Annotated in this window: 25 protein-coding genes; all 25 read left to right on the top strand. The window is 53.4% G+C overall.

The features are described from left to right. Position 1: 1 nt before the first annotated feature. A complete protein-coding gene (locus VMT71_16545; GenBank protein ID HVN25579.1) occupies positions 2–691 on the top strand; it encodes a flagellar basal body L-ring protein FlgH in 690 nt (229 codons plus the stop codon). Between the two features lie 7 nt (positions 692–698). Next, entirely contained in the window at positions 699–1,808 is a 1,110-nt protein-coding gene (locus VMT71_16550; protein ID HVN25580.1) for a flagellar basal body P-ring protein FlgI, read from the top strand. Further along, on the top strand, positions 1,808–2,134 hold the full coding sequence (locus tag VMT71_16555; GenBank protein ID HVN25581.1) for a rod-binding protein: 327 nt from the start codon (positions 1,808–1,810) through the stop codon (positions 2,132–2,134). The genes VMT71_16550 and VMT71_16555 overlap by 1 nt, the downstream gene beginning before the upstream one ends. Positions 2,135–2,156: 22 nt before the next feature. Next, a complete protein-coding gene (flgM, locus tag VMT71_16560) occupies positions 2,157–2,471 on the top strand; it encodes a flagellar biosynthesis anti-sigma factor FlgM (GenBank protein HVN25582.1) in 315 nt (104 codons plus the stop codon). After that, complete coding sequence (gene flgN / locus VMT71_16565) at positions 2,468–2,890, top strand: flagellar export chaperone FlgN (GenBank protein ID HVN25583.1); 423 nt, start codon at positions 2,468–2,470, stop codon at positions 2,888–2,890. Before flgM ends, flgN begins: the two co-directional genes overlap by 4 nt. After that, positions 2,891–4,318, top strand: a complete 1,428-nt coding sequence (flgK, locus tag VMT71_16570) for a flagellar hook-associated protein FlgK (GenBank protein HVN25584.1) — start codon at positions 2,891–2,893, stop codon at positions 4,316–4,318. It begins immediately after the preceding gene. Between the two features lie 22 nt (positions 4,319–4,340). Beyond that, complete coding sequence (gene flgL / locus VMT71_16575; GenBank protein HVN25585.1) at positions 4,341–6,812, top strand: flagellar hook-associated protein FlgL; 2,472 nt, start codon at positions 4,341–4,343, stop codon at positions 6,810–6,812. Positions 6,813–6,888: 76 nt separating this feature from the next. Next, positions 6,889–7,113, top strand: coding sequence for a carbon storage regulator CsrA (csrA, locus tag VMT71_16580; protein HVN25586.1), 225 nt, complete (start codon positions 6,889–6,891; stop codon positions 7,111–7,113). Positions 7,114–7,152: 39 nt separating this feature from the next. Then, a complete protein-coding gene (gene fliW / locus VMT71_16585) occupies positions 7,153–7,494 on the top strand; it encodes a flagellar assembly protein FliW (protein HVN25587.1) in 342 nt (113 codons plus the stop codon). A 110-nt stretch (positions 7,495–7,604) separates the two neighbouring features. Then, on the top strand, positions 7,605–8,639 hold the full coding sequence (gene pseB, locus VMT71_16590) for a UDP-N-acetylglucosamine 4,6-dehydratase (inverting) (protein HVN25588.1): 1,035 nt from the start codon (positions 7,605–7,607) through the stop codon (positions 8,637–8,639). Further along, entirely contained in the window at positions 8,602–9,846 is a 1,245-nt protein-coding gene (locus tag VMT71_16595; protein HVN25589.1) for an aminotransferase class I/II-fold pyridoxal phosphate-dependent enzyme, read from the top strand. The genes pseB and VMT71_16595 overlap by 38 nt, the downstream gene beginning before the upstream one ends. After that, positions 9,847–10,740, top strand: coding sequence for an aldo/keto reductase (locus tag VMT71_16600; GenBank protein HVN25590.1), 894 nt, complete (start codon positions 9,847–9,849; stop codon positions 10,738–10,740). It begins immediately after the preceding gene. A gap of 43 nt (positions 10,741–10,783) precedes the next feature. Further along, positions 10,784–11,863: a hypothetical protein gene (locus tag VMT71_16605; GenBank protein HVN25591.1), complete on the top strand. Its 1,080-nt coding sequence runs from the start codon at positions 10,784–10,786 to the stop codon at positions 11,861–11,863. A gap of 33 nt (positions 11,864–11,896) precedes the next feature. Next, positions 11,897–12,907, top strand: coding sequence for an N-acetylneuraminate synthase family protein (locus VMT71_16610; GenBank protein ID HVN25592.1), 1,011 nt, complete (start codon positions 11,897–11,899; stop codon positions 12,905–12,907). Continuing rightward, the gene (locus VMT71_16615; GenBank protein ID HVN25593.1) at positions 12,904–13,683 is read left to right on the top strand and encodes a glycosyltransferase family protein; all 780 of its coding nucleotides are present in this window, start codon (positions 12,904–12,906) and stop codon (positions 13,681–13,683) included. The genes VMT71_16610 and VMT71_16615 overlap by 4 nt, the downstream gene beginning before the upstream one ends. Further along, positions 13,680–15,029, top strand: coding sequence for an aminotransferase class III-fold pyridoxal phosphate-dependent enzyme (locus tag VMT71_16620; GenBank protein HVN25594.1), 1,350 nt, complete (start codon positions 13,680–13,682; stop codon positions 15,027–15,029). Before VMT71_16615 ends, VMT71_16620 begins: the two co-directional genes overlap by 4 nt. A gap of 66 nt (positions 15,030–15,095) precedes the next feature. Continuing rightward, a complete protein-coding gene (locus VMT71_16625) occupies positions 15,096–16,166 on the top strand; it encodes a glycosyltransferase (protein HVN25595.1) in 1,071 nt (356 codons plus the stop codon). A 16-nt stretch (positions 16,167–16,182) separates the two neighbouring features. After that, positions 16,183–17,094, top strand: a complete 912-nt coding sequence (locus VMT71_16630) for a class I SAM-dependent methyltransferase (protein ID HVN25596.1) — start codon at positions 16,183–16,185, stop codon at positions 17,092–17,094. Positions 17,095–17,101: 7 nt separating this feature from the next. Beyond that, a complete protein-coding gene (locus VMT71_16635) occupies positions 17,102–18,370 on the top strand; it encodes a hypothetical protein (GenBank protein ID HVN25597.1) in 1,269 nt (422 codons plus the stop codon). Beyond that, positions 18,294–18,863, top strand: a complete 570-nt coding sequence (locus VMT71_16640) for a 5-deoxy-glucuronate isomerase (protein HVN25598.1) — start codon at positions 18,294–18,296, stop codon at positions 18,861–18,863. Before VMT71_16635 ends, VMT71_16640 begins: the two co-directional genes overlap by 77 nt. 191 nt (positions 18,864–19,054) lie before the next feature. Further along, positions 19,055–19,765, top strand: a complete 711-nt coding sequence (locus tag VMT71_16645) for a class I SAM-dependent methyltransferase (protein ID HVN25599.1) — start codon at positions 19,055–19,057, stop codon at positions 19,763–19,765. Then, entirely contained in the window at positions 19,762–20,547 is a 786-nt protein-coding gene (locus VMT71_16650) for an SDR family NAD(P)-dependent oxidoreductase (GenBank protein HVN25600.1), read from the top strand. Before VMT71_16645 ends, VMT71_16650 begins: the two co-directional genes overlap by 4 nt. Then, complete coding sequence (locus tag VMT71_16655; GenBank protein HVN25601.1) at positions 20,498–21,355, top strand: glucose 1-dehydrogenase; 858 nt, start codon at positions 20,498–20,500, stop codon at positions 21,353–21,355. Before VMT71_16650 ends, VMT71_16655 begins: the two co-directional genes overlap by 50 nt. Before the next feature lie 3 nt (positions 21,356–21,358). Further along, a complete protein-coding gene (locus VMT71_16660) occupies positions 21,359–23,425 on the top strand; it encodes a hypothetical protein (GenBank protein ID HVN25602.1) in 2,067 nt (688 codons plus the stop codon). A gap of 47 nt (positions 23,426–23,472) precedes the next feature. Further along, complete coding sequence (locus VMT71_16665) at positions 23,473–26,238, top strand: 6-hydroxymethylpterin diphosphokinase MptE-like protein (GenBank protein ID HVN25603.1); 2,766 nt, start codon at positions 23,473–23,475, stop codon at positions 26,236–26,238. Positions 26,239–26,642: the final 404 nt, after the last annotated feature.

The raw sequence follows: 26,642 nt of genomic DNA on the forward strand, positions 1-26,642 counted from the left end.
TATGAAGACATTTTTCTTTGTGGCTACGATGGGTCTTGCTCTTGCTGGCTGTTTTCCTTTTGAACAGTCGCATATCAAAGACCAGCCATTTGTGCCTGACAATGTGTACAGGTACTCGACAATCAATAAACAACCGACAGGCAGCCTGTGGCCGGCAAGCTACAATGGCAACTTGTATTTCGGGGATCACAGAGCCGGAGCCATGGGTGATCTCATCACGGTGAAAGTTGTAGAGGTGTCGGCGGCTTCGGAAAAGGCAACAACGGACACTGCTCGGTCGTCTGCCCAGGATTATGGCATCCCGTACTTCTTCGGATGGCCCGGGGCCAACCCTCCCCAGAACACGAATCCGGCTCACCTGATTCAGGCCAATTCGTCAAATACATTCGCCGGGACCGGTGAAACAACGAGAACCGGAAGCATAACGGCAACCGTGTCCGCAAAGGTTGTGGAAGTTTTTCCCAATGGCAATCTTGCCGTGGAAGGGAAGAGAGAGATTTACGTGAACAACGAAAAGAAGGAGATCCTGTTGCAGGGCATCGTTCGGCCCAAAGACATAGCCAGTGACAATTCTGTCCTTTCCACCCAGGTCGCAGATGCCAAGATCATTCTCACCGGCATTGGCGTCGTTAGTGAAAAGCAGAGGCCCGGCTGGTTCAGCAGGATACTGGACGGCATCTGGCCCTTCTGAGCATGGCATGAAGACGAGATCCTCAACGATAGTCATAGTAGTGGCGCTGGCGGCTCTCCTGTTCTGTTCATCCAGCGAGGCGGCACGGATAAAAGACCTCGCTTACATAAACGGTCTGCGGGCTAATCAGCTGATAGGGTATGGGCTCGTGGTCGGGCTTGAAAATACGGGTGACAGGGTCACCAATACGGTTTTCACGATACAATCTCTGACCAACATGCTGGAGAAGATGGGCATTCGGGTTGACCCGACCACCATAAGGGTGAACAATGTCGCCGCGGTGGCAGTGACCGCCGATCTCCCCCCGTTTGCCAGGATCGGCAACAAGATAGATGTCACGGTCTCTTCGATCGGTGACGCCAGGAGCCTCCAGAGTGGGACACTGCTCTTTGCTCCTCTACGCGGCGCCGATGGTGAAGTCTATGCTGTGGCGCAGGGTCCTGTGCTCCTCGGCGGCTATTCGGTCAACGCCCCAGGGGCGCAGATGCAGAAGAATGCGGTGACAACCGGCAGAGTGGTGAATGGCGCGACTATCGAGCGGGAGATCAACTATCAGGCAGTCAATAGCGATTCCGTCGTTATATCACTCAGGTCACCTGATTTCACCACAGTCAAAAGGGTTACTGACCGCATCAACGAAGTGTTTCGTGGAAGTGCAGCCTCCAAGGACGGGGCAACGGTTGCGATCGGTATTCCGTCGGAATTCAAGGTCAATCCTGTGGCCTTCATATCGGCGGTAGAGAATCTGGATGTTGATCCTGGTACCTTCAGCAAAATCGTGGTGAACGAGCGGACAGGCACGGTCGTCATCGGAGAGAACGTGAAGATCCAGACCGTAGCCGTTTCACATGGGAATATCAGCATACAGGTGAAGGAGCAACCGCAGGTAAGCCAGCCTATGCCGTTTTCGGAGCGGGGCAGGACGGTTGTCACCCCAAATACACAGATGAAGGTGCAGGAGGAAAAGGGTAAGTTCTTTGTCATGGACAGCGGCGTCACAATCCGCGACCTGGTGACGGCTCTCAATGCACTGGGTGTCTCTGCGCGCGACGTGATTTCTATCCTGCAGGGGGTCAAGGCTGCGGGAGCTTTACATGCGGAACTGGAGGTCCTGTAATGAAGATACCTGACCAGAGCCTTTTTCTTCAGGAAAATGCCCTGAAGGGCATTAAAGGGAAAAACACCAAGGACCTCAAATCAGCCTGCGAGGGATTTGAAGCCTACCTCGTATCGACTATGCTCAACCAGCTTCACAAGACCGCTGATTCTTCTGACAAGAGCCACGCGGAACAGACCTATTTTTCCATGTTCCATGACAAAGTGGCCGAGTTTGTGGCAAAGAAAGGAATCGGGATCAAGGATGCACTGATGCGCTATCTGGAACGCAATCATACTGCGCAAATTAATACTAAAGTTCTAACGGAATCGGCCGATAATAAGTGAAAGCAAAGAAAGGGAGGGGTCTATGAAAATTGACAACAGCAACAAGGTGCAGGTGCTGGATCACCTCGTCAAGTCGGCCGATGCGAAACCTCCAAAGCAGGGTAGTGTCGGCCAGAAGGACAACGTACAGCAGTACACTGACAAAGTGGAACTCTCCGGCCGCAAGGCGGAAATCGATGATCTGAAAGCCAGGGTCCAGGCCGCTCCGGCGACAAGGCAGGAGAAGATAGACGCCATAAAAGAGGCGCTGGAGAACAACACTTACAGTGTCAAGGGCGAGGACATCGCCCGGTCGATTATAAAAAATCAGGTACTGGATGAAGCCCTGAAACCATGAGCGACCAGCTTCTGTTCGAATTGATGGGGACTCAACTCGGAGTCCTGAGGCAGTTCCTCCGGGTACTCACGGAAGAGCGCGACGCGATTATCTCCTTTTCTCTCGAAGGGATTGTGCGCGCCAACAATACCAAGGAGGAACTTCTCAAGAAACTCGAGTTCCTGGAAGCAGAACAGGAGCGAATGACGGTTGATGGTGCCACAACAGGTGCTCCTTCAAAGGAGTGGGCTCGCCTGCGCAAGGATTTCGAACAGACGCTAAGGGATGTGAGAGTCGCGCTGGAGAAGAACATGCGACTGCTCACTTTCTCTATGGATCACGTCAAGTCTTCGATTGAAAAGATGATCAGCTTTATCAATCGGTCATCATACGGAAGGCGTCGAGAAGCACTGTCCTTTGTCCTTTCGAAGGAAGTATAGATGTCCGGCATCCGGTCTATTCTCGACATTGGCAAGACAGCGCTCTCAGCCAATGAGCTGGCCCTTCAGACCCTCTCTCACAACGTGGCGAATGTAGATACTCCCGGGTACTCGCGGGAAGAGACTGTGCTCCAGACAGCCACGCCAGAGCCTGCTGCCGCGGGCATGTTGGGCAATGGGGTACGGGTGGAACAGGTCAGGCGGTTTGTTGATAACTATCTCAACAATACCATAATGAACAAAAACACGGATCTGCAGTTTCAGAAGACCTCGGAACAGTATCTGGGGCAGATGGAAGCGATTCTCAATGAAGACAACTCGCAGCTCACGCAGAACTTGACTGGATTTTTCAATGCCTGGCAGGATCTTTCCACGGACCCCACGAGTGTCCCGGCCAGGGTCGCTCTTGAGGCGCAGGGCGAAAATTTCGCAGGGAGCGTACGTAGCGTGTATAGCGACTTGCGCGGGCTGCAAAATCAGGCCAACAACAGCGTAGCTCAGGAAGTGGACAACATCAACAGAATGACAACCACGATCGCGAGCCTCAACCAGCGCATCTCAGAAGCTGGAAAGGATGGCCAGGCGAATGACTACCTGGATCAGCGCACGGAGTTGCTCAAAGAGCTCTCTGGTGAACTGGGCATTGTCTCCTTCCAGGATGAGCAGGGTGATATCACTGTTCTGGCGGCCGATGGAAAGCCACTCGTCGACGGAAATATTCATTGGAATCTGAAGGTATCGGATCCGAATGCAACCGGATCCTTTTCGGTCAATTGGGAGGATTCCAATGGTAAGCTGTCAGATATCACGTCTGACATACAAACCGGCACCCTTGGATCCCTTCTCTACGAGCGCGACGTGGATGCGCAAGGCTTCATCGACCAGCTCAATGCTCTGGCTCAAACAATCACCACTCAGGTGAACCAGATTCACCAGACCGGGTACAATCTGAATCAGACCACGGGCATCTCTTTCTTCAAGCCCCTCACGCAGAATTTTGCTGCCGACATGGCGGTCAGTGACGATGTCAAGAATGATGTCAGTAATATCGCAGCCACTTCCTCCCTCGACCGACCGACCGATAATGATGTCACTCTTAAGATTGCCGGATTGGCGGATGCCAGTCTGCCCTTCACTGCGGGGGGTACTACCACTCATGCGAAACCAGTGGATTTCGTCTCCGCAATACTCAGTAGTGTAGGACAACTGACCAAGAATGCCCAGGACCTGGTGACCTACCAGACCAACACCATGAATGTCCTGACCCAGCAGCAGGCAGCTGTATCCGGCGTATCTCTCGATGAAGAAATCACAAACCTGATGCAGTACCAGCGGGCGTATCAGGCATCGGCGAAACTGATTTCAGGTGCAGACGACCTTATGGTCACATTGCTCGGGATGGTAGGTACCGCGAGTAGTGCGGCCTAAGATGGGAGTCATGGGAGCGTAGATGCGAGTAACGAGTAAACTGGTCTTTGACCAGATGAAGAGCAACCTGCAGAGCGCCATCAGCGGGATCAACAAGATCCAGGGAGAGATATCTTCCGGGAAGAAAATAGAGCGTCCATCAGACGATCCGGTGATTTACACCAGAGCCACCCTGGTCGATGCGCAGAAGAGCTCAGACACGCAGCTCAATCGCAATCTTTCGAGCATCAAGACGCTCGGGACCATGTATGAGAATACGTTTAATAATGTCAACGACCTGCTCACCCAGGCAAAGCAGCTGGCCCTTACGTACGCGGATGACACCGTGTCTCCCGCTGATCGGCAAACAGGAGCGCAGGCGGTTGAGAATATCATCGAGCAGCTCGTAACGCTGGGCAACACCAAACTGAATAACACCTACATCTTTGGGGGCACAAAAGCAAACCAGCCCCCCTTCGGGCTGAACCCGGACTACTCGGTTGATTACAACGTGCGGCTGGGAGCCCGCCAGCCGGTAAATACCTATGTCGATGAGGGGGAGGTAGACACGACCGGATTCTCCGGCCAGGAGCTCTTTTACGACCAGAGCAAAGCGTTGTATGAAAACCCTGCCAACTCCTATAGGGGCGGTACGTTTAGTGACTCGAGTTACTTCGCCTTTGTGATCGACGCCAAGAATAATACCCTCTATCTCAACGGGTCTCCGGTCGTGCTTGATAACGGTACCTACCGTGGATCGGAGCTTGCCGGTGAGATCCAGTCAAAATTGGGTCCGGGGTACTATGTAACCTATGACAGTGCATCAGGCCGTTTTGCAATACAGAATCAGACCGGACAGCCGGTCACCTTCAACTGGTCTGATGGGCGGTCAACTGCTGCAAAGACTCTAGGGTATGATCGTCTCGACTCGACTGTCAGCAATGGTGACAGTGACGTGAGCGATGTTGAGGCGGGAGGGGGTTCCATCCTCGTAAAGGTCACGCAGAACGGAAGCACCACGGGACCGCTGCAGGAGCGGGCGCGGTACAGGTACTCGCTGGATGGAGGCCAGACGTGGTCAGCCGAAGAGATGATAGCGAATTACGGACGGGCCACCACAGCCGCCGAGTTTGTGGTGGACTCATCGAATAATACGGTGTACGAGAATGGCTCTCCGGTGAATCTCACTGCAGGGACGTACACCGGGGCAGCGCTGGCTACAGAGATAGCGACGCGGCTTAATGCGCTTCAAGCCGGGCACACGGTGACCTACGATCCTGCAACAATGAAGTTCACCATCACGAACGGAACCGGTAGCACAATCAATCTTAACTGGTCAAATCCTCTGGCCACCGCCGGTTCCCTGCTAGGGTTCAATGCACAGGACCAAGGCCTTGTGACGGGAGTCAGCACCACGAGCGACGTTCAAGCGGGCCTTTCGATGGGCGCCATCATGCAAGTGGGTTACCAGGTTGATCCAAGCACGGACCAGCTTGTCGTTAATGACGGCGTGAGCGATCACACGATTACCCTGAACGCAGGAGTTTACGGTGGAGCCGGACTTGCTACAGAGGTCCAGACAGAGCTGAACAACACGCTCGGTGCAGGCGCCTTCGCAGTATCTTTTGACGGAGTCACGAACAAGTTCACCGTACAGAATACAAGCGGAGGTACCACCTACACGCTGAAATGGTCCAGCGGCAGCACCACAGCAGGGGCGCTGTTGGGATTCGGTACTACGGATAGCGTGGTTGCACCGGGTGGCAGCGCCGTCAGCGACGTTGCGACTGATCCACGGAACACCATTTACGAAAACGGAGCGCCGGTAACGCTCGATGCAGGCACGTACACTGCCTCAGGTCTTGCCGCAGAGATTCAAGCTAAACTCGGCGCGGGTTTTCAGGCCTCGTACGACGAGACTTCCAGACAATTCAGCATCACCAACAATAGCGGAGTTCCTGTTATCTTCAATTGGTCTAATCCCAGTACGACCCTGGGCGCTATGCTTGGTTTCGATAACCGCGACAGCACTGTTGCGAACGGAGAGAGTGCCCGGAGCACCTTCGACGCGGGCATGATGATCAACGGGACGAACGGGGCTGACTCGATCAACAACCGGCTTAAGATAGCGTTCGGATCCAGCGGTTCTCTGATCAGCGGCGACAACTTTGTGATCAAAGATCTGGACATATTCGGTTTCCTCAAGAATTTGAAAGAATCCCTGGAAAATAACAATACCACCGGGATCAAGAGTGCAATCCAGGACATGGACCTCAGTCTTGATGTGCTGAACAAAGACATCACCAAAGTCGGCATGTTCAACAGCAAAGTGGAGACGCTGACCCAGCAAAACACGAACCGGGACTATCTATATACCACGATGATGTCGCCGATGACGGATGCAGACATCACGCAACTCACGACAGACCTCACGTCCTTGATGAACAGCTATCAAGCATTACTCTATTCTATGGCTAAGATCCAGAATCTTTCAATCATGGATTACCTGAGGTGACAGGATTGATGAGGCGAGGGAAGTATCGGAACCTGGTCAGCGTTTGAGATAGACAAAAAGAGGCGGTAAGGCACGGATGCTCGTGTTGACAAGGAAGTCGGGAGAAGCCATAAACGTTGGAGATGAGATTACCGTTACCGTGTTAGAGGTCAGAGGCAATCAGGTCAGGCTAGGCATTCAAGCCCCCCACAACGTCATCATCCACCGTAAGGAACTTTACGAGAAAATTAAGAGCGAGAACCTCAGGTCGTTAGGGTTATCCATAGATGACTTCAAGAAGATCAGAGAGGGGCTGCGATAAATGATGCTTTTCGAGACATCAAGGTTTGGACGGCTGGAGGTGGCTGAGGACAAAGTCATCATGTTTCCTGCCGGCCTTCTCGGTTTTCCTCACGTAAAGAGGTACGTGCTGCTTGACTACGAGGATACGCCCGTCAAATGGCTCCAGGCTGTCGATGACCCTGATGTAGCATTCATCGTGATGCAGCCGACGCTGGTCGCTCAAGACTACAATCTTGCGCTGGATGATGCGACGCGTCACACGCTGAAACTCGAGACAGAAGAAGACCTGGCAATACTGACGATCGTGCGTGTTGAGGAAGGTAAGCTTCTGGCCAATCTGAAAGGGCCGCTGCTGTTTAACTCTCGCCTCAAATTAGGCCTTCAAGCCGTGCTGGAGTAACTGGCACACATATTGCTTTAAACCCCTGAGAGTAAGTTGTAGTGGAGGGCTGACGGTGACACTGGAAGACTGCCTTTCTTCATCAGAATGCGGGTTTCAAGGGAGTAAGTATGTTTGACGACAAAGTGGTTCTTATTACGGGCGGGACCGGGTCTTTCGGGCAAAAATTCACGGCATATCTGTTCGCCAACTACAAACCTCGAAAAGTTGTTATTTTCAGCAGGGACGAATTCAAACAGTTCCAAATGTCGGCAGACTTTCACGAGCCGGAATTCGAGGTGCGCTACTTCATTGGCGACATAAGGGACAAGGAACGGCTCTACCGGTCCTTCGAGAGCGTTGATTACGTGATCCACGCGGCTGCGCTCAAACAGGTGCCGGCAGCAGAGTATAATCCGTTCGAGGCGGTCAAGACGAATATACTGGGCGCACAGAATATCATTGATGCTGCGATCGACAGGGGCGTGAAAAAGGTAATAGCCCTCTCCACGGACAAAGCGGTGAGCCCCATCAACCTGTATGGCGCTACAAAGCTCGCCATGGAAAAGCTTCTGATAGCGGCAAATGCGTACGCCGGAAACAAAGAGACCTGTTTTTCAGTGGTGAGATACGGGAATGTTATAGGGAGCAGGGGCAGCGTTATTCCTTTTTTCAAGAAGTTTGTTAACAGCGGCGAAGGTAAGCTTCCGATAACGGACGAACGAATGACGCGTTTCTGGATTACGCTCAGGCAGGGAGTAGAACTGGTCGCCAAGGCTGTGCATGAAGCTGTGGGAGGAGAAGTTTTTGTTCCCAAGATTCCCAGTATGAGAGTTCTTGATCTCGCACGAGTCATCGCTCCCGACGCCGATCACCAGGTAATCGGCATACGTCCCGGTGAGAAGTTGCATGAAAGCCTGATATCAAAAGACGAGGGCAGGAACACGGTCGACATGGATCAGTACTACGTAATACTTCCCCTTTTCGCGAACGGAACCAAGAGATTTCACAAGTACAGCAAGTGCCGCAGAATGGGGGAAGGATTTTCCTATCGCAGCGACAAAAATGACCGCTGGCTCAGGGCGGAAGATCTCAGCCGCATGGTGGCTGAATTTGAGTTTGGGGAACATGATACCGTACAGCAGACAGCTCATAGAGCAGGATGATATAGAGGCGGTAAATAGTGTTCTGCGGTCGGACTTTCTCACGCAGGGTCCGGTTGTTGAATCCTTTGAGTCAGCACTGAAATCGTATTGTGGAGCCCGGCATGCGGTGCTTTTCTCCTCCGGCACAGCAGCCCTCCATGCAGCTTACTTCGCGGCGGGTGTGTGCGGAGGTGACGAAGTCGTTACGTCACCAATCACCTTTGCGGCGACCGCAAACGCAGCGCTTTACCTCGGTGCTAACCCCGTGTTTGTTGACGTTGAGCCTGATACGGGCAACATGGAGGTTGAACATCTCCGGCAGGCGGTCACCGAAAGAACAAAAGCTATCGTGCCGGTACATTTTGCGGGACACCCTGTTGACCTTGAAGGGGTGTTTGCTGTTGCCAGGAAATCCAGAGCAATTGTCATTGAGGATGCCTGTCATGCATTGGGAGCGCACTACAGGGCGAGCGGCTCAAGGTTCAAGCGTCAAGGCTCCGGTGAAAAACCTGGAGAGTCGGGGAACTCGGACCCAGATACATGGACGAAAATCGGTGGTTGTGCCTATTCGGATATGACCGTCTTCAGTTTCCATCCGGTCAAGCAGATCACGACGGGTGAGGGTGGGGCAGTACTCACAAACAGGGATGATCTTTGCGATAGGCTCCGCCTCTTTCGCACGCACGGCATTACCAAAGACCCCTCTAAATTTCGCATGACCCATGATCCGTGTCCCGAGCCTCAACTCTGTGTCGGTGACTGGTACTACGAGATGCAGGAGCTTGGTTTCAATTACAGGATTAGCGATATCCATGCAGCCCTTGGAATGTCACAGCTTCGCAAGCTCGACATCTTCGTGGCAAGAAGGAGAGAGATAGCGGAACGCTACCGGGTCGCCTATGCAGAAAATCCTTTTTTTGAAACGCCTCCGGAGAGAAGCTACGCAAGGTCTGCATATCATCTCTATCCCATAAGACTCTCCCGGGCGCTGGTGGACAGGAAGCGGGAAATATTCTCCGGGTTGAAAGATTCAGGGCTCGGGGTCCAGGTGCATTACCTGCCTGTCTATCTTCAGCCCTACTACCTGGAAATGGGCTATAGACGGGGGTTGTGTCCTGCGGCTGAGCAATTTTACGAGAGAGAAATAAGCATTCCTCTTTACCCGGCTATGGATGACGAGACTGTGAACACCGTTATCAACACGCTACTTGGGAGTTTACGGATATAGATGTCAGCGAGACTGATCCTTGGAACCGCCAATTTCGGGCTTACGTACGGCATAGCAAATAAGCGCATGTTCTCGGAAGGAGAAGCATTTGCGATACTGGAGAAAGCAGTTGAGGCTCACGTGACGGGAGTCGATACGGCTCAGGGGTATGGCGAGGCGGAGAAAATTCTCGGCAGATTTTTCAGAATGCACGGCAAGGTCTTCGACGTTACAACCAAACTTCCGGATCGCGAATATCTCTCCGTTGTAGACGTGGAATCTCAGATAGAGAAAAGCCTGGTGCATCTTGGTTTGGGGCGAATAGATACGCTGCTCGTGCACAGTTCGAGCACATTTGAACGTCATGGGGACGTGCTGTTGACCGCACTCGAGCGGTGCACAGCTCAGGGCCTTATCGGAACGTATGGTCTCTCCGTATATCATCCTGACGATCTGCGGAGAGCTGCTGAGAAGGCACGGAAGGCAGGGTGTCGCATCGGCGCGGCACAACTGCCATTAAACCTTTTTGATCAGCGCTTCTTGAAAGATGCGCATCTGGCTCAATTTCGATCTGCAGGCATCACACTGTATGGCCGTTCTCTTTTTCTTCAAGGCCTGTTCTTCATGGACAGCAAGAGACTTCCCGGGCACCTCCGTCAGGCGGCACCCAAGATAGAGAGCCTGAAGCATCTCGCAAAACTCCATGATACGTCCATCGAAGCATTGGCGCTTCTTTTTGCGCGTTCGTCTGGTGTTGATTACGTAGTCGTGGGTGTTGACAGTGTGGCCCAGCTGGAAAGGAATGCCGCGCTTATGGCAGCCGGCGGAGACCTGTTGCCAGAACTGAAAGCCAGCTTTGATGCGCTTGAAATCTATGATGAGGAGATCATTCTGCCTTATAGATGGAAGCAATGAGTTTATAAAGGCTTATTAGAAACATGCGACGGAGAGGATACCAATGATTCTGTTTGTGGTTGATGAAGACAGGGAAAGATATCGGGGGCGAGCTGTTCGCGCTTCTATCCTGGCACACGCCTGTCTCATGCAGGGACTGGAAGTCTCGTTCATGTGTGCAGAACAGGACGTGCATGACTGCCTGACGAGGGAAGGTTCTTCAGGCGTGCGTGTCGTAGACAGGGAGCAATTAATCTTTGAGGCCGCTCTTGAGCGACCGACTCTCCTCGTGTGGGACGCGGCCAGGCCGTTGACCCACAAGGAAGTAACGCTTTTTCATCAACATGACACGTTCGTCGTTGAGTTTGATGCACCCGATGGTGAAAGCCGCGCCGATGAGGTGGTAAATGGCTTTGAATCCACCCTTCGCAGTGCCCGTGGACGCCAATACAAGCTTATCGGGCCCGGCTATCTTGTGGTTGATAAGTGTTTCACCAACGCCAGGGAATGGCGGAGAGCTTCAGCGTTCTTAGGGAACGGCCTGGACCTGTTCATCTGCCTCGACGGCGTTGAGCCTGAGATCGTGACATCAACCCTCGATGTTCTTGCAGATATCCCTGCGTGCCGTTCAATGCAGATACGAATTATGGCCGGGGCGGATGAAAAGAGAGGAAGGGCCGTACAACGGAGTTTCTCCTCGTTTAAGAATCTTCAGCTTTATACAGGAACCAACTCCGCCCTCATCGCTCAGCTGATGAGATTTTCGCAGCTTGGCATCATATCCTTCGGTCCTCTCCTTATTCAGGCTATGGCCGCGGAGCTTCCTGTGCTTATGATCAACAGCACCGAGGGAGATGAGCGGTACGCGGCCAGGGTGCTCAACGGTGTCTTTGCCGGCGCAGGGCTGACCTTTGGGTATGCCCAGCACATTGACTGGGGAATGTTTCAGAGAAAGCTCGCATTTCTCCTGGAACGACCAAGAGAGATAGAGCGGATGCAGGAAGCTACTCACCGGTTGGTGGATGGTCAGGGAGCCCAAAGGATAGCGAGGTTTATCCAGAGTCACCGGAAGATACGAGGTATGGGTCACGGAGATTGGGTCGCCGCAGAAGGCCCACGGACAATAATTCCCCTCACCCGATAGACATGGAGGCGGGATGTTACTGAGAGGCGCATCATGAGGATAGGCAGCACTGAACTGGGGAAGGGCAGGGCTTACGTGATTGCCGATGTGGGGTCAAACTATAACGGCAGCCTTGAAATGGCAAAGGAGTATATCTATGCGGCGAAGGAGATCGGGGTAGATGCGGTCAAATTCCAGACTTACGAAGCCGCGACCCTTCTCAATCCGTTCAAACCGGGTGGTGAGCCCTGGCAGGCGTACGACGTGGTGAAGAAATACGAATTGCCCTTGTCATGGCATCAGGAATTGTTTGATCACGCAGAGAATATGGGCATCGAGTTTCTTACGACCCCCTTTGACCTGTCCGTCCTGGATGAGCTTAGCCGCATCGGCATAAGGGCTTTCAAGATAGCATCCGGTGATCTTACCTTCAGCCCTCTTCTGCGCAAAGTAGGTTCTTTCGGTAAACCTGTGCTGCTTTCCACCGGTATGGCTGATCTGGAGGAGGTGAGGTTGGCAATCCGGACGCTGCAGGAAAGCGGCAGCCGGCACATTGCTCTTCTCCATTGCGTTTCCAACTACCCACCAAGGTTTGAGCAGGTGAATTTGAAGGCGATGGTCACCATGGCGGAGAGGTTCGACGTGCCTGTGGGGCTGTCGGACCACACGTCCGGGAACACGACGGCACTGGGAGCAATCGCTCTTGGCGCTTCAATCATTGAAAAGCATATCACCATGGACCGCCAGCTGGGGACCCCTGATGCGCCGTTCGCTATGACCGTGGCTGAGTTCGGCCGCATGGTCACGGATATTCGCAATCTGGAACGAGCGCTGGGTGACGGGGTCAAAGTCCCGGCCGAGGATGAGCGCGAGGAGCGCACCTGGGCGCGCAGAGGGATATACGCGCGGGTCGATATAGAAGCAGGCGGGCCTCTGACAATGGAAAACGTGAAGTTCGTGCGGCCGGAAAACGGCGTACCCGCAAGCGAGTGGTCAAGATTCGAGGGGAAGGTCTTGAGAGAGACCCTCACGAAGGACCGGCCGCTGAAAAGGGACTACATATGAGCCGTGACAAGGTCAAGGCGATAGTGCAGGCACGCATGGGCTCAACGCGTCTTCCGGGAAAGATTCTGAAGCCCTTGGCGGGAAAGCCTGCACTCTGGCATGTGGTCAACAGGCTTAAACGGGCCGGGAGCTTGAAAGAAGTGGTCGTGGCCACAACGACGAGCCCTGAAGACGATGTGGTCGTTAGCTATTGCGAGGAGCACGGGATCAAATGGTTTCGTGGTAGCGAGAATGACGTACTGGACCGCTACTACCAGGCTGCAAAGGAATTCGGCGCGGATCCAATCGTCCGCATCACAGCCGACTGCCCGGTTATCGATCCCCAAATAGTTGACGAAGTGGTTGAAGGGTTCTTCGCAGGCGGGTACGACGTTTATGCGATGGGGGGCGAGTTCCCGGATGGACTCGATTGCGAATGTTTTTCATTTGCGGTGATCGAAGACACTTGGAAATATGCGGTTTTGCCCTCAGAAAGAGAGCATGTGGGTGTATATCCGGGCAAGCACAAAGAAAAATACCGGGTGGGTAGCTACACCAAGTTCACCGGCCTCGCACATCATCGCTGGACCCTTGATGAAGAAGCCGATTTACACTTCCTGCAAGAGCTCTACGAACGGCTCGATAGACCGGGCTCTTGTTTCGGGACAAGAGAGATACTGGTATTGCTCGACCGGGAGCCTGAATTGATGGCCATCAACAGCGGGATCATCAGAAACGAGGGGCTCTTGAAATCCCTCACACAGGATGAAACCTTTCTCAAGGAGAAAAGTCTATGAATCGTCGAGCAGCCCTGCATGAGATGAGAGAGGACGTAAGCAAAGAACGTGGCCGGCAAGTGCCGCCAAGAGACCTCACGCAGTCGGAATACTGGTGGGCAAAAGCAAAAGAGATCATTCCTCGCGGTACCCAGACGCTGAGCAAGGGCCCTGATCAGTTTGTCGACGGGGTGACACCCAAATACCTGGACCACGGCCAGGGATGCCACGTCTGGGATGTGGATGGCAACGAGTATATCGACTATCCTATGGCGCTTGGCCCCATCCTGCTCGGCTATAACTATCCACCTGTGGTGGAGGCCGTGACGAGGGAGATTCGAAAAGGAACGACGTTCACACTGATGAGTCCCTTGGAGGTAAGGCTTGCGGAGCTGTTGGTCGAAGTGATCCCCTGCGCGGAGATGGTGCGGTTCGGGAAGAATGGTGCGGATGCCACCATGGCCGCTATACGCATTGCCAGAGCGTACACAGGCAGAGACCACGTCGCCTTCTGCGGCTATCACGGCTGCCACGACTGGTACGCGATCACCACGTCTCTGAATAGAGGCATACCGAGATTTAATGCGGGGCTCGTCCACCCCTTCGAATACAACAGGCCGGAGACGTTGGAAGCGCTCTTATCGCTCTATCCCGATAAGATTGGAGCAGTCATAATGGAAGTGCCCGCGGAGGAGCCGCGAGATAATTTTCTGGAACGCGTTATCGAAATCGCTCATAAGCATGGAGCGCTCTTTATCCTCGACGAAACCTGCACCGGATTCCGCTGGTCTCTGGGGGGTGCGCAAGAATACTACGGTGTTGTGCCTGACCTCGGTTGTTTCGGCAAAGGGATGGCGAATGGATTCTCTATCTCTGCCATTGTGGGAAAGAAAGAGTTTATGAAGGAGCTGGACGAGATATTTTTTTCCATGACTTTTTCAGGGGAGACGATCGGCCTGGCTGCATCAATCGCCACGGTCAGTGAGATTCGCAAAAAGGGCGTTGTCGATTGTATCTGGAAACAGGGCAGGAAGTTGAGAGACGGGCTTTATAAGATAAAAGAGGAATTGAAAGTCAACGTCGAGATCATAGGTCATCCACCACGCTCGGGCTTTCTCTTTAGAGACGCTTCTGGAAATGAGTCTCTTGAGATTAAGAGCCTCTTCTTGCAGGAAACTCACAAGAGGGGGATTCTGTTTGGAGGGCCCGTCTACCTCTCCTTCTCGCATACGGACGATGATATCGAACGGACATTGGATGCGTCTTTTGAGGCAATGAGGGTTGTCAAGGATGCAGCGGACGAGGGCAGCGTGGACAGATTTATGGAAGGAAAAAAGATAGGAACCGTCTATAGGTCACGGCGATAGTCCCATATCGAAACAAAAAACAAGAAAACCCTTCTTTGTGGGGCTATTAATGGGACTTTAGACGCGATGAAACGAGAACACGTGCTTATTATCAGGGTGAAAGGGGGACCCCTCATCGGCATGGGCCACCTCTATCGAACCATGGCGATTGCGGAAGCCGCGGCGGCAGATTCGCCTATGGTCGTACTCTTCGTACATAACGATGACGTGGCTGTGTCAACGGTCCTTTCCAAGATGCCCTTCCAGAGTTGTGCAGTCGATGACCTCTCTTTTGCCCAGGATGCTGTCCAACACCTCCTCGACCGCTATGCAGCGGATAAAGACGCCGTGTGCATCATCGATTCCAAGGAAGAGATGGCTGGGGAAATTGATGTGCTGCAGAGATCGGGCATTCCCGTTCTTCTTCTGGACAACCATACAAGGGCACGCCTGCAGGCAGATGCCAATATATATCCAGTCGCCCACTTCGACTCCCGTTCCCTCACATGGAACGGCTATACAGGCGAACACCTGTCAGGTAAAGAGTGGGTACCGATTTCGAGACGGTTTCTAAAGGCCCGCTCCACACTCAAGCCCTTTGCTGAGCGTAATTCGCTTCTCGTGACCCTGGGAGGTGCCGATCCGAACCGGATTACACTGAAGGTGATGGAGGACCTCAGAGGATTCAATCCTGACGTGCCGATTTTGGTAATCCTCGGCCCAGCCTGCAGCTTTCAGGAAGCGGTGCACAAAAAGAACGAACTCCTGGGGCATCGATTCACTGTCATCGAGCAGGCGACAAACATGGAGGAGTTGATGTCTGAGGCGGGACTTGCCATTACCGCCCTCGGGACGTCCATATACGAACTCGCGTATCTCGGAGTTCCGACCATAATCATAAGCAATTACCGTGAGGACGAACCTAGTGAAAGCGAACTGCGCAGGCTTGGCTTTGCGTCGCCACTCGGCTTCCACGCCGATCTCTCTGAGGCAGTAATTGGAAATGCAGTGGAAGGTTTTTGGAACGACATCAAGATACGAGCCGCCATGTCGAGGATAGCCCTCCAAACTATTGACGGCGGAGGAGCAGAAAGGATTGTTGAAAAGGCTGTGGGTATGATTGCCGGCACACAGCAGACGAGTAGTCAAGCCACGTGAGAGGGAGAGGGCTACTATGGGTGCAACACATCCGGGTGAGACCCTGAGCGTAAGCAATGGGTTTGAGGTGATCGATTGCGGCATCTGCGGCTTTAAGCACGTAAACCCTATTCCGATGCCAGACGATCTGAAAAGAATCTACGAGAAAGAGTACTACGCGTCGGAAAACCCCGATTGGATCGAAAAGACGTTACGCGAGAGCGACTACTGGAGGCTCGTCTACGACGATAGGTACGATGTTCTGGAACGCTTTGTCAGTGCAGGCCACCTGAGAATACTCGATGTAGGGAGTTTTCTTGGGCTGTTTTTGAAGCGTGGGAAAGAACGTGGATGGGAAGTTTTGGGGATAGAACCTTCGGAGCAGGGCGTGCGCTACGCAGCCGGGCAGGGCATTCTTACACATAAAGGTTTCTTTGAGGATTTACCCAACGAAAGCCTCGGGCACTTCGGTGCGGTCAATCTCTCTCTGACGCTGGAGCATGTTACAGATCCTGCGGCGATACTCTCGAAGACTCACGAGCTCTTGTGGCCTGGAGGAATCGTCTGTGTCGAGGTTCCGAACGATTTCAGCCCTCTGCAGGCCGCCGTGAGGGAAGCCCTGGGCAAGCCCGTTTACTGGGCTGCGCCACCGCATCACATCAATTATTTTGATTTTGATTCCTTAACCAGACTACTTGTGCGATGCGGATTCTCCCTCATCCACAAGACAACAACCTTTCCCATGGAAATGTTTCTCCTCATGGGCGAGGACTACCTTGGTAATGATCCCCTGGGGCGATCCTGCCATGCAAAACGGATGGCATTCGAGCTCAACCTCGCAGCCGGTGGGATGAAGGAGTTTCGCAGAGAACTTTACCGTTTTTTGGCGAGTTGGAACGTAGGGCGGGAGGTGGTGCTCTTCGCGCAAAAGCCATACAGCCAAGAGTAGGAGGGTGATGGGTAAACCAGGAAGAATAGAAGAGGCGATCTGGATGTTTGCCGGCGGCCCCATGCAGGAACTCGCGGCAAGCAGGATTCGCGAACGCGGCTACAAGCTTATCGTCACCGACAGAAATGATACTTGTGTCTGCGCTAAGTACGCGGCCGAGGTCGTGCATCTCGATACGTTTGATATAGCAGGCAACATGAGAGCTGCCGACAAGCTACGACAGAAATGGCGGATAAAGGCTGTGATCTGCCCCGCCGCTGATTGTCACGAGAGCGTGGCCCGCGTCGGGAGACGGTTAGGGTTACACGCAATTAGCCCGGCAGTTTCACGAAACTGCAGGCATAAGCACATGACGAGGCAGACGCTTACACAGGCCGGCATACCCCAGCCTCGCTTCAAGGTTGTGAGAACCATGCGCGAGGCCCGCGAGTTTCTGAGGGAGATTGGCGGAGAAGGTGTGCTGAAAGCAACGGATAATTCCGGAAGCAGAGGCTTCTGCGTAGTCCGGAAAGGTGAGACAATCAGCAACGAAATATTCCAGCGTGCCAAAGACGCTGGGACTACGGGTCTCGTCTTAGTCGAGGAGCTTCTATATCCCCTGGAGCACGAAATCGCGGAACAGTCGGTCGAAACGCTCTGGTATAACGGTACCATGTATTGGTTGAATTGGGTAGACCGTCTTTTCCGGAAGGATTTTCTTCTCTTCAACTCCTTGAAGACGGCAGGATACGACAATCTCTCATGGGGCGTCGAAATAGGCCATATCAATCCAGCCCTCCACGATGCCGCAACAAAGATGCGTGTCTGCGAGCTGGTGCGCAGAGCCGGTATTGCGATAGGTATGGGTCGTGAACGAGGAGGCCACATTTTAAAGGCGGATATCATGCTCACCAAAAAGGGGCCGCATATCATCGAACTCACGCCACGTCTGTCGGGTGGCTGGGACAGCTCAGCCAGTACGCCCGCCCGTGGTGCGGACTTTGCAGGTGGACTCGTAGCCCTGGCGCTCAGGGAGAGGCTCGATCTCGGGCTGTGGCACCGCTACTTTGAGTTTCGGAATCCGGAGCTCTTTGCCAGTGTCATGGCTCTTATTGATAAGGGAGCCGAGGACTGTATCGGGAGGCGTTTTGCAATCGGAACATCATTCGAAAGGAAACGTGCTATAGAGTTTGCACTTAACAATCTGATGGAGGGACGCTATGTCGTACCCGTGGAACAACGAAAAGAAGCTGCTGACGCTCCGGGTTACAGGCGAAGCAGAGGTGCTCACAATTGAGACAGGGCAGGAGGTGGCGAAGGTCTACTTGAAGGACTCGGATATTGATCGCGTGGTGTGCAGTGCATCAGGTACGAGTAGCGTGATCAGTGCAGAACAGGCGCATCACATCGTAGTAGGTGAAGGTAATGCACAGAGAGACGTATACCACTACCTTAAGCCAAACGGGCCTGCGCCGCATCTGAGGCTGGGCATAACCAAGCACCGGGGATATGGGACCTGGTCGAGCCTCCCGCATCACTTTGAGTTGAATGCCGAACTGGGCTTCGAGGAAGTTTTTTTCTATCTTTTGCAAGGTGGTTCTGAAAGAGCTGTTCAGGTGGGCAGAGGCGTCTGGTGCGACGGTACACCGGCTGAGGCTGCCTGGTTTGTGGCTGATCGTAGCTGGTCCACGATACCGATGGGGTATCACCCGGTGGTCGGTGAACCAGGAGTCCATGTTTCATATATCTGGGCGTATCTCGCCAAGAAGAAACATTGGGAGAAGATTTGATGCGGACGACAGCACAATTTAAGCGGCAAGAGCCCGAAGCAGCATGCCCGGTCTGTTCCTTCGATCAATCACACACGGTGGTCTCAAAATCTTTTGGTGGCATCTCTTCTACGTGGTTACGGTGTGCAAGCTGCCAATCAGAATTCATCTGGCCCTTGCCCTCGGCTGCGGAGCTAGAGGAGTATTACCGCATGAGCTATGCTCAGCGCAAGAGCCCTGGGGCCGTGTCCCACAGTTACCGGTTCAGCGAGGCCAACAGGGGGACCATTTTTAGAGAGTACGGGATGTCGCTCGCCGACGTACACGTTATGCCGGACATGCTCTCGCAGAAAAGGATCCTTGACTACGGTTGCGCGAACGGTTTCTTCCTCGATTTTTGCGTGTCGCTGGGATGCCGGAAGCAGGATTTAAGCGGCTTTGATATTGCGGAGGATTTACTCGTCCAAGTCGCTCGGAAGGGATACCACACCCTCAAATCGAGTGATAAGGATTTTGACTTCATATTCTTGTGGGATGTTCTGGAGCATATCCCCGAACCAGCAGCGCTGATTAACCACCTGAAGGCCTGTCTGAGACCCGGCGGGACAGTGATCGTACAGACGCCGAGGTTGGGTTTCCTGGCGGAGGTGCTAGGAGAACTATGGGAGCACTACCTTCCTCTCGAGCACGTGGTGCTTTACGGACGGGGATCCCTCCGGCGTCTATTTGAGGAGGCCGGATTGCGCCTTGTGGCTGCCAGCAGTTTTGGGTCCAATGCGCCGCCGGGTATTGTGCCGGAACCCTATAAACAGGCCTTTGACCGGCTTGCCAAAAGAACAGATTACGGATCTACCCAGATTGGCCGCTTCGTGCTTGAGGAGTCTCCTCACCCCGAGGAGCGCCATCGGGGAGGTGGTGATTGAGAAGCCTGAAGGGAAAGATTGCTGTCATTACAGGCGCCGGCAGCGGGATAGGAGCGGCCGTCGCCGAACGGCTCCACGGCCTGTCGGCAGAGGTCGTACTCCTCGCACGTACCGAGACGAACGTAAAATCCGTCTGCAGCAAACTCGCTACAAAGCGACCAGGGGCAATGTACTGCGTCTGTGACGTTGCGGAAGAGACAAGCCTTCTTGCAGTGCGTGAGAAGATTCTCCGAAAGAAAGGAAAGATCGACATACTGGTCACCTGTGCCGCAGCACCAGCCCAGGCCGTAAAAAGCGAGGAAATGAAATTCGAATCATGGAGGTCCCTGTTGAGGACCGATCTGGATGGGGTTTTCTTGAGCTGCAAGGTGTTTGGTACACCCATGCTGAAACAGAGGCACGGCAGGATCGTCAATATGACGAGTTTTCATACAGTAGCCACCTATCCGGAGAGGGTGGCCTACAATGCTGCAAAATCCGGCGTAGAAGGGCTTACCCGGGCACTGGCCGTAGAATGGGGCAGGTACGGTGTCACCGTCAATGCCGTCGCCCCGGGCCCGATCAGGACGCCCCGCACTTCGTTCTTTCTTTCCCAGAGCCCTGAGGTAGAGGAGGGCATGATCGGGCGCACCCCGCTCGCAAGAATAGGCGAGACCTCTGACGTGGCCGCACTGATCGCGTTTCTGGTTTCAGACGAAGCAGGCCACATCAGCGGTCAACAGATCGTTATTGATGGCGGTTGGACGAAAAACGCGTGGTGGGGGCGCCACAGACGAGAGTGACACTGACAGCCCGATGGGTATGGTTGATACGTCCATGCAGTTCTTGTTAGAGGGAAGAGTCGCTGTTATTACCGGAGGAAGCGGGGATCTCGGTCTGGCCATGGCCGGGGCTCTGCTGGATGCGGGTGCTACGGTCGTGCTCGCATCGCGGGATCTCAGGCGGTTGGAGTCTGCAAGAGAGAAGATTTCAGGCCGTGACGAGCGTGTTTCTATCCAGGCGGTAGATGTGACTGATGCGGCGCAGGTTTCCTCTCTCATGCAGAAAATCCTGGGAAAATTCAAACGGCTTGACATACTGGTGCAGGCAGCAGGCGCACAGCTCAGGAAGCCCGCCATTGAATTGACTTCGGAGGAATGGAACCGCATGATCAGCGTCAATCTAACAGGCGCTTTTCTCTCCTGTCAGGCCGCCGCTCGGTGCATGATACCGCAGGGAAGAGGTAAGATCATCATGGTCTCTTCCCTTACAGCAGAAATCGGTATCCCTAACATCGCCCCTTACGTGGCGAGCAAAGGTGCGATCCGTCAACTCACGAAAGCGCTGGCAGTAGAGTGGGCTTCGTCAGGCATCACCGTCAATTCAATTGGCCCCGGCCGTTTCAGAACACACATGACCGAGGATATATTTCGTGATGAATCCATCAGAGAAAGGTTTCTGGGGCTGATACCGATGCGAAGGGCCGGGCTACCTGCCGACTTGGCGGGAGTCACCGTTTTTCTGGCTTCCGATGCGTCAGATTACATTACGGGACAGTCGATCTACGTTGACGGTGGATGGCTTGCCGCGGGTGGAAGCCCTCTGGGATAGGCAATGCTTAAACTCTACAGTATCTTTCACCTGAATCTCGCCTATTCGTCGATTTCAGAAGCAAAGCGGAGAGAGGTTATCAAGCGCTGTTTCTGGCCGCTTCTCTCTCTGACGAGACAAAGACATGTGCCGTTGGCGATCGAGTTGCCTGGCTACACGCTAGAAGTCGCCGAGGCGCTGGATAGGGCCTGGACTGAAGAGCTGCGGAGAGCCGTCCATTCAGGATCAGTGGAACTCATAGGTGCAGGATATGCGCAGCTCATAGGTCCGTTGGTTCCGGCGAGTGTGAATGCATGGAATCTTGAGATCGGTCGTGAGATATACAACAGGCTGCTCGGTGTGACCCCTGACATATGGTATGTCAACGAGCAGGCATATTCAGCAGGCATTGTGGAGCACTACCTTCGTATTGGTGCGAAGGCGATCGTCATGGAGTGGAACAATCCCAGGACGCTTCATCCGGAATGGTGCGAGGAATACAGGTACTATCCGCAGTTGGCAACAGGCACTGAGGGCTTCAGGATACCGCTCATATGGAATGACTCCATATCCTTTCAAAAGTTCCAGCGTTACGCACACAGCGATATAGAGGCCGGCGAATTGCTTTCGTATCTTGACGGGCTCTGCAGTGAGAAGGGGAGGTACCACTGCTTGTACGGTAGCGATGCTGAAATATTCGATTTCCGCCCGGGTAGGTTCGCGACTGAACCAGAACTGGAACAACCGCAAGAATGGTCACGTATAGCGAGTTTCTACGAGCGTCTGCAATCGGATCCCCGTTTTCAACTCATCTTCCCTTCGGAAACGCTCAAATCTCCGTCGGTACCGGCTGTATCGCATATGCCTCTCTCTCTGGAGTCCGTTGTGCAACCCATACCCGTTAAGAAGCAGCCAAAATACAACGTGACGAGATGGTCAGTCACCGGAAGAGATAGTCTGTACGTGAATACCCTCTGTTACCGGCTGTATCAGCGCATAGAATTTGAGCATGAAAGAGCCGCGGAGACTAGCCACGAAATTAGAAACCTTCAAAAGAGGCTCTGTTATTTCTGGTCAAGCGATTTCCGTACGCACATAACGCCAGAACGCTGGGCTGGTTTTCTGGCAGAGGTCGAGAAGCTATTATCCGATGTGGCGCCTGCGACCAGGCCGAAAAAGAGATCGAAAGCGCGTCCACTGACAATTAGCTTGAACGGCCTTCGCGGCTCCTTTTTCCCCAACGGGCAGGGATCGAAAGCAGCCGGGTCAGAATCAAGCATGCACATGCGCGAATGCTCGTCAGACGGGAAGTTTTTAAGGATAACAACGCCCGCTGTCGTAGGGCTCTTTAACCTCAGGCGCGGGCTTGCCCTGCGGAGTCTGGTGTTCCCCGCACTCTATCCCGAATCGTTACTGGGCACCGTACCACACGGCTATTTTGAAGACATCGCTCTCAGCGCCGATTGGTATTCAGGGAACACCGTGCTCCAAAGGCCCGGGAAGCCACAGCTTACCGATCTCACGGCAGTCGAGGCAGAAATACGTAGGGGTTCGCATCATGGAGAAGAATGGATAGAGATCTCGACTGTGGTACCGACGCAGGCCGGACCCATCAAGAAACTATTCAAAGTCTACAGAAACCGGCCCCAGATCGACCTCGACTACATGTTTGACTGGGCGAAAATACCTGCCGGATCGTTCAAAACAGCATTTATGACACTCATGCCCGAGTCGTACGATCCAGCACACCTCTTTTTCGCAACGCACAACGGTGGATCCGGATGGGAGATTTTCAGGCTGAACGGGCAGACGGTTGCGCATAATGCGCCCGCTTCGAGTGTTGTGACTGCGTCGACGGGTCTTGGCGCTACCGAGGGTCTCGTTGTTATCGGCGACTCCACCAAGGCCCTCGCCATAAGAATGGATCAATCGATCTGCGCTGCGATGCCCATGGTCACATTCCGTCAGGCAACCCCCTCCTTTTTTGGAAGGGTCATGTTTTCCTGCGGAGAGCTTGACGAAAGTCGGACTGAAGAAGTCCCCGGACCGCTGCGCTTTACGTGTAGCATCACCGGGATGGGTAGAGGTTGAATAAAGGTGGTAGACCGCACTGGGCATTGAAGCCAATAGGGGGAGAGATGAACCAGTTTGAAAAGAATCTAGAAGTTCTCAAGAAACACCGCCCTCAGCTTGCTGACACAATCCTGTCAGACGGTATAGATGAAGCCATAGTGCGGTTAGCAAACGCGGATAGTGGTGAACCGACGGTGGTATTCACGAAGAGTTGCGGGGAAGAGGTACGCATCGACAGAGCAGACGATCCTGTAAAGTGCGCCAGGGAGATCACTGATCGCCTCAAAATCCTGCGACCCAACCAGAATGAGAAAGAAGGCCTTATTGTGCTTCTTGGGTTCGGCCTTGGATATCTGGCGCAGGAAGTTCTAAAGCACTTCGAAACCGGGCACGCGATGATCATCTATGAGGCAACTCCGCAGCTGTTTAAAACAGCGCTGGAAGCACGGGAACTCACTGATGTGCTGGCGTCTGAAAAGGTGGAAATCCTCATCGGACCGGAAGTGGACAATTTTTCATTTCTAGAAAAGTACCATCACCACCTTGTGAACGGCACGTGGTACATGGTTGCCGACAACCCATCTCGGCGCTTGAATGAGGCAGCATACGATAGGTTCCGGAAAAAGCTGGATGACCAGAAGCGACTCACCCTTGCAAATGTCGGAACAGTTGTTGGTCTGGGGAAAGACTTCGCAGACGCTTTCATGCAGAATGTGCCAAACATCCTGAGGAAGCCTGGTGTAACAGCATTGAAAAACCTTTTCAAAGGGCGAACAGCCATTGTCGTAGCTGCCGGGCCATCGTTGGAGAAGAACCTTCACCTGCTGCCCAAAGCCAAGCGAAGCAGTGTAATTATTGCAGTGGATGCAGCGCTTCCCACGCTTCTTGCCGCAGGCATACTTCCCGACCTCCTGGTCGCCATAGACCCCCTGCCCGAAAACGTCGCATTCTACAAGGACAACCCCCTCCTGAAACACGTACCATTCGTGTGCCTCACCCAGTACACACCGGAGATTGTCAATATCTATCCGGGCCCGTTGTTTATGAACATGTCTGAGCAGAACGCGGTTGCCTTGTGGCTGCGCCAATATTGGGAGGACAAGGGCAGCATACTCTGTTTCGGTGGTTCTGTTGCTCACCTGGGCTTTGCTGCCGCGGAGTATCTTGGTTGTTCTACCATAGCACTCATCGGCCTGGATCTCTCGTTTGAGGAGAAGGTCCATGCAGGCGAAGCCTCCAGTCTGCTGAGCGAAGGGGGGCCTTACGACTTGCGCAATGGAGCCGACACCATTCTGGACATTTTTGGGGAAAAGAGATACACACTCCCTTCTTTTCTCAGTTTCAAGACATCTTTTGAGAATCACATCAAGACGTCTACCTGTACGGTCATCAACGCAACAGAGGGAGGGCTGCCCTTGGTTGGTGCTGCCAACGCGAGGCTGAGTGACGTTATCCAAGAGCACTGTGAGGGACCGGAGCAGGATGTGGCTGCAGAGATCGCCCGATGCGCAGAAACCGAAGTCACATACAACCTGGAGGGTCTGGCCCAAGAGGCTCGAAGGGCCCGAGACAAGCTGCAGGAAATAAGAAGGCATGCGCGGCAGATATTGCAATATATTCGGAAGGTTCAGAATTTACGCAAAAATGGCAGGGAGGAGACGCAAGAATTTCACGAGATTCTTTCCAGGATAGAGAGCCTCACGACGAAAGTGCGCCATCCAATCCTCAACCTTATCGCCGCCTACCATTACGAGTTGGAGCTTTATTTGAAGCGGCAGGCTGTTATAGAAATAGATGAGATGGAAGATAAGCTGGAACGTCTGGACGCGCAGCTAGAAAGGGGAACCACTTACTATAGCCAGCTCCTGAGGGCGACAGGTTTATTTGTTAAAGGCTTGGAAAAGTTGATGCGCAACGTAACGCAGGAAAAGGGAATCAATCGGATTCTGCAGAATGAGGCAATTTCGCAGATGGAGCGGTTATACGCCGCCGGCAAGGCGGCAAGAAAGGCGGGGAGGGTCACGCTGGCCCTGAAGTATTTCGAAGCCTTACGGAACATGGACACCGGGAAATCGCCACCTTCCGAAAGAGGACCGATCAACTCCGGTTTTGTCCGTGCCCATGAACTTGATTTGATCCTTGCCGAACTCTATATGCGTCAGTACCGGTATTACGAGGCACGCGACCTTCTCAAAGGAATCAACGCACAGGCGCATGGCTTGCGCGCGGGGCTGGTACCCGAGGTCGGTGCTCTCCTGGAAACTTGCAACAGCAAGATCTGCGGATGGGAGGAACGAAAGAGCAGAATTGGAGACCTCGTACGAAGAGCAGAAGAGAGTTGTGGAGGGTCTCTTGAATCAGGTCTCTTTTATTTCAAAGTGGGAAGCTACGAACGCGCAGCCAAGGCGTATCTCAGCGCGGCCGAGGAGCGTGCCGGTGGTCAATCTCCAGAGCTTGTCGCGGCGTTGTACGGCCTGGCCCACTCTTATCTTAAGCTCAAAGAGAACCAGAAAGCAGTAGACGCCTTCGCTAACGCGCTCCAGATAGACCCGGAGAACCCTCTAATCTACCGGGACCTTTCGCTATTGGCAATAGAAAACGGCAACACGGATTCAGGGGAGATGTTTCTGAGTAAAGCCCTCGAACTAGCGCCCTGGTCGGATGAACTCTACGCTCTCCTTGCCCGCCTGTATCTCGCGGGAGGGGAGGGTAATAAGGCAATCGCTCTTTACGAATACGGGATTCAACTCAATCCCCAAAATACAAACCTGCAACGGGAGCTAGCGTTGCTGTACCAGGAGCTGATTCACGAGGGAGGAGCCTTCGCATAATCCCCGTGTAATTTTGTCCTGCAACTCTTCAGGAAGGTTAGCCTGCTCTAAGGGTGCAAAACGTTGACTGAATGGTAAAGCGATATCTTATAACTCCTCGCGAGGTATCACTCTGTTTTTTTTTCGAGCAGCTGCAGAAAGATTCTGATTTCTTCTTGTTAATACCTTTTTACTATTAAGTTTAAAAGCACAACTCCCGACAACTTGATCATAGGAAACCAGAAACCTCGGTCCAGCAAGGAGGTGAAGGAAGCAGATCCACGGACCAGGGGTACCTAACATCAAGGGGTGGCTGGAAGCTATCCCGAAAAAAAGATCAAGGAGGAGATCATGCCATTAACCGTCAACACAAACGTCCCAAGTTTAAACGCGCAGAGAAATGTCGGAATAAACAACTCTCAGTT

The sequence above is a fragment of the Syntrophorhabdales bacterium genome (assembly GCA_035541455.1).
Taxonomy (GTDB): domain Bacteria; phylum Desulfobacterota; class Syntrophorhabdia; order Syntrophorhabdales; family WCHB1-27; genus JADGQN01.

Coding starts and splice junctions, on each gene's coding strand:
- VMT71_16615 (HVN25593.1), top strand. CDS start 12,904: ATGAGCCGTGACAAGGTCAAGGCGATAGTGCAGGCACGCATGGGCTCA.
- VMT71_16550 (HVN25580.1), top strand. CDS start 699: ATGAAGACGAGATCCTCAACGATAGTCATAGTAGTGGCGCTGGCGGCT.
- flgK (HVN25584.1), top strand. CDS start 2,891: ATGTCCGGCATCCGGTCTATTCTCGACATTGGCAAGACAGCGCTCTCA.
- VMT71_16545 (HVN25579.1), top strand. CDS start 2: ATGAAGACATTTTTCTTTGTGGCTACGATGGGTCTTGCTCTTGCTGGC.
- VMT71_16610 (HVN25592.1), top strand. CDS start 11,897: ATGAGGATAGGCAGCACTGAACTGGGGAAGGGCAGGGCTTACGTGATT.
- VMT71_16620 (HVN25594.1), top strand. CDS start 13,680: ATGAATCGTCGAGCAGCCCTGCATGAGATGAGAGAGGACGTAAGCAAA.
- csrA (HVN25586.1), top strand. CDS start 6,889: ATGCTCGTGTTGACAAGGAAGTCGGGAGAAGCCATAAACGTTGGAGAT.
- VMT71_16655 (HVN25601.1), top strand. CDS start 20,498: ATGGCGGTTGGACGAAAAACGCGTGGTGGGGGCGCCACAGACGAGAGT.
- VMT71_16660 (HVN25602.1), top strand. CDS start 21,359: ATGCTTAAACTCTACAGTATCTTTCACCTGAATCTCGCCTATTCGTCG.
- VMT71_16605 (HVN25591.1), top strand. CDS start 10,784: ATGATTCTGTTTGTGGTTGATGAAGACAGGGAAAGATATCGGGGGCGA.
- VMT71_16595 (HVN25589.1), top strand. CDS start 8,602: ATGATACCGTACAGCAGACAGCTCATAGAGCAGGATGATATAGAGGCG.
- VMT71_16630 (HVN25596.1), top strand. CDS start 16,183: ATGGGTGCAACACATCCGGGTGAGACCCTGAGCGTAAGCAATGGGTTT.
- VMT71_16645 (HVN25599.1), top strand. CDS start 19,055: ATGAGCTATGCTCAGCGCAAGAGCCCTGGGGCCGTGTCCCACAGTTAC.
- flgN (HVN25583.1), top strand. CDS start 2,468: ATGAGCGACCAGCTTCTGTTCGAATTGATGGGGACTCAACTCGGAGTC.
- VMT71_16635 (HVN25597.1), top strand. CDS start 17,102: ATGGGTAAACCAGGAAGAATAGAAGAGGCGATCTGGATGTTTGCCGGC.
- flgL (HVN25585.1), top strand. CDS start 4,341: ATGCGAGTAACGAGTAAACTGGTCTTTGACCAGATGAAGAGCAACCTG.
- VMT71_16600 (HVN25590.1), top strand. CDS start 9,847: ATGTCAGCGAGACTGATCCTTGGAACCGCCAATTTCGGGCTTACGTAC.
- pseB (HVN25588.1), top strand. CDS start 7,605: ATGTTTGACGACAAAGTGGTTCTTATTACGGGCGGGACCGGGTCTTTC.
- VMT71_16665 (HVN25603.1), top strand. CDS start 23,473: ATGAACCAGTTTGAAAAGAATCTAGAAGTTCTCAAGAAACACCGCCCT.
- VMT71_16640 (HVN25598.1), top strand. CDS start 18,294: ATGTCGTACCCGTGGAACAACGAAAAGAAGCTGCTGACGCTCCGGGTT.
- flgM (HVN25582.1), top strand. CDS start 2,157: ATGAAAATTGACAACAGCAACAAGGTGCAGGTGCTGGATCACCTCGTC.
- VMT71_16625 (HVN25595.1), top strand. CDS start 15,096: ATGAAACGAGAACACGTGCTTATTATCAGGGTGAAAGGGGGACCCCTC.
- VMT71_16555 (HVN25581.1), top strand. CDS start 1,808: ATGAAGATACCTGACCAGAGCCTTTTTCTTCAGGAAAATGCCCTGAAG.